The sequence below is a fragment of the Kitasatospora sp. NPDC056783 genome, from assembly GCF_042789895.1.
Taxonomy (GTDB): Bacteria; Actinomycetota; Actinomycetes; order Streptomycetales; family Streptomycetaceae; genus Kitasatospora.
In genome coordinates this window covers 1-2,545 of record NZ_JBHUAF010000631.1, presented here as the reverse complement: position 1 = coordinate 2,545, position 2,545 = coordinate 1, and the positions used below count along the sequence as shown (strand labels likewise).

Below are 2,545 nucleotides of genomic sequence, written 5' to 3'. Positions count from 1 at the left end.
GGCCGACCGAGGAGCGGCGGCCGACCGAGGACCGGCATCCGGCCGGGGCGCGGCGGCCGACCGGGGCCGCCCCGGCCGAGACGCTGGCCGCGGCGGCCCGGGCATGGGAACCCGGTGCGCCCGTCGCCGGACGCACCGGGCCGGCCTTCGTCAGCCGCACCTGGCGCAGGCTGCGCGGCACGGCCCGCGCCGGAAGCAGCGCCTGACGTCCGCGGGGATCAGCCCTCCTCCCCCGGCCCCGTTCGCTGGGCGGGCACCGCGCGGTCCCGCTGGAGGTCCAGCAGTTCGCGGAACAGGCCGTCCGGCCGGGCGGCCAGCTCGGCCCAGGTGCCGGACTGGACGATCCGGCCCCGGTCCATCACCAGCACCCGGTCCGCGACCGCCGCGTTGGCGATGTTGTGGGTGACCAGCAGGGTGATCCGCCCCGGCGCGAGGTCGCGCAGGGCGTGCAGGATGCGGTGCTCGGCGCGCGGGTCCAGGTCGGAGGTCGGCTCGTCCAGGATCAGCAGGCCGGGGCTGCGCACCGTGCGGTAGAGCGCCCGGGCCACCGCCGCGCGCTGCCAGCCGCCACCCGACAACTCGGCACCGCCCCACCAGCCTTGGGCCAGCAGGGTGCGCCAGCCGGAGCGCAGCCGGCCGACGACCTCGTCGAAGCCGGTCCGCGCCGCCGCCTCCTCGACGTCGGCCATCAGCCGCTCGGTGCGGTGGCCGAGGTGGACGTTCTCGGCGGCGCCCAGCGGCCAGCGGGCGAACTCCTGCGGCACCCGGGCCACCCGGGACCACATGCCGTCCGCGTCCAGTTCCTCCACCGGCACGCCGTCCCAGGTGATCCGGCCGGACTGCGGCAGGTAGAGGCCGGAGAGCAGCTTCAGCAGGGTCGACTTCCCGCTGCCGTTCTGCCCGATGACGGCGACCACCTCCCCGGCCCGCAGCGTCATGCTGACCCCGCGCAGCGCCGGTTCCTGTTGGTCACCCGGGTAGGTGTGGACCAGGTCGGCCACCTCGACCGTCCGCGGGGCGTCCGGCACCAGCGAGCCGCGCCGGATCCGGTGGCCGCCGGCCTCGTCCAGGAAGGTGAAGTAGTCGTCGAGGTAGAGGCCCATCCGGTACAGCCGGGCTCCGTTGCCGACCAGGCCGTGCAGGCCGGTGGCGGCGGTGCGCAGCGCGAAGGTGGCGGTGCCGGCGGCGGCCAGGTCGATCCGGCCGGCGGCCACCAGGTAGAGCAGGGTGCCCCAGATCAGCGCGCTGCCCGCGCCGGTGCCGAGCGCCGCCAGCAGCGACACCCGGGCGGCCTGCCTGGTCGCCCGGTCGGCGGAGGCGATGATCTTCCCCTCGGCGCGGCGGTACTTGGCCATCAGGAACGGCGTGACCTGATCCGAACGGACCTGGTCGGCACGGGTCTTGTCGATCAGGAACCACCGGTAGACGCGCAGCGCCCCGCGCTCCTCGTCGGTGGCCACCGCCGCCAGGTAGTGGATCCGGGCGGTGCGGACGGCGCCCACCCCGGTCGGCACCGAGCCGAGCAGCAGCAGTGGCACCAGCCAGGGGTGCAGGGTGGCCAGGACGCCCGCGGCGGCGGCCAGCGAGACGGTGGAGGCGATCACGTCCTGGGCGTTGGAGAGCAGGTCGGGAGTGGTCGAGGCGCCCCGGTCGGCGGCCTCCCACTGCTCGTTGTAGGCGGGTTCGTCGTACGCCTTCAGCTCGGCGGCGCACCCGGCCGCGATCAGCCCCAGCTCCGCCTCCCTGGTGATCCGCGGCGAGACCCGCCCGGACAGGCCCACCACGGTGATGCCCAGCACGGCGCGCAGCGCGGCCGAGACGGTGAGCAGCAGCAGCGAGGGCGCGGCGGTGCGCAGGTGGCCGGTGACCGGGCCGGGCACCAGCAGCGCGCCCAGGGTGCCGGTGGTGGCGAACAGCGCGAGCGCCCCGAACACGCCGGCCAGCGCCTGGCAGACCAGCAGCAGCACGGTGGACGTCCGGTCCGCCGCCCAGGCCAGCGTCATCGCGCGGCGCACCAGGTGCGGCAGCCGGCGCAGCATGGCGCTCGCGGACATCGTGGCGGCGGCCTGGGCGCGGCGGTCGCCGGGGTAGCGCAGGCGCAGCTCCTCGTCGTGTTCGGTCTCGCTCCCGTCCGTGGCGGCCCGGGGTTCCTCGGGTTTCACGACCTGCTGGGACACGGTGTTCCTGGACACGGTGTTCCTCCCTGTGACGGCGGCCGGGGGCCGCGGCGGATCCACCCGCGGGCAGCCCTCACCGCCGAGTGGGCGTGGTGGGTCGGCAGCGGTGCCGGCGGGCACTCTGCTTCTGGGGGCGAGGGCGGTCTGCCGGGTGCGGACCCCGATCCTGGCAGCGGTCCGCGGAGCCGTCCGGCGTGTCCCGGGAGGTCTCACTCGATCCGGGTAAATCCGTGTCGGTGACGGCGAGTTGGTGGCAATCGATCACCGGGCCGGTCCGTGATGTTCGATTCCGGGAGGACCGCTCGGCATGCGATCGGACGATCCGATGGTCATCCCGCAACAGGCCCGGCCCGCGCGCGGGCCCCCTC

The 2,545-nt window shown here is 75.7% G+C and carries 1 protein-coding gene and 1 pseudogene; one reads left to right on the top strand and one right to left on the bottom strand.

Annotated elements, in window-relative coordinates; translation table 11 throughout:
* Positions 1-206, top strand: a pseudogene (locus tag ACFRMQ_RS40065) (hypothetical protein); the annotation flags it as partial.
* 12 nt (positions 207-218) lie between these two features.
* On the opposite strand, the gene ACFRMQ_RS40060 reads toward ACFRMQ_RS40065, so the two are convergent.
* Complete coding sequence (locus ACFRMQ_RS40060) at positions 219-2,192, bottom strand: ATP-binding cassette domain-containing protein (RefSeq protein WP_380735836.1); 1,974 nt, start codon at positions 2,190-2,192, stop codon at positions 219-221.
* Positions 2,193-2,545 lie beyond the last annotated feature (353 nt).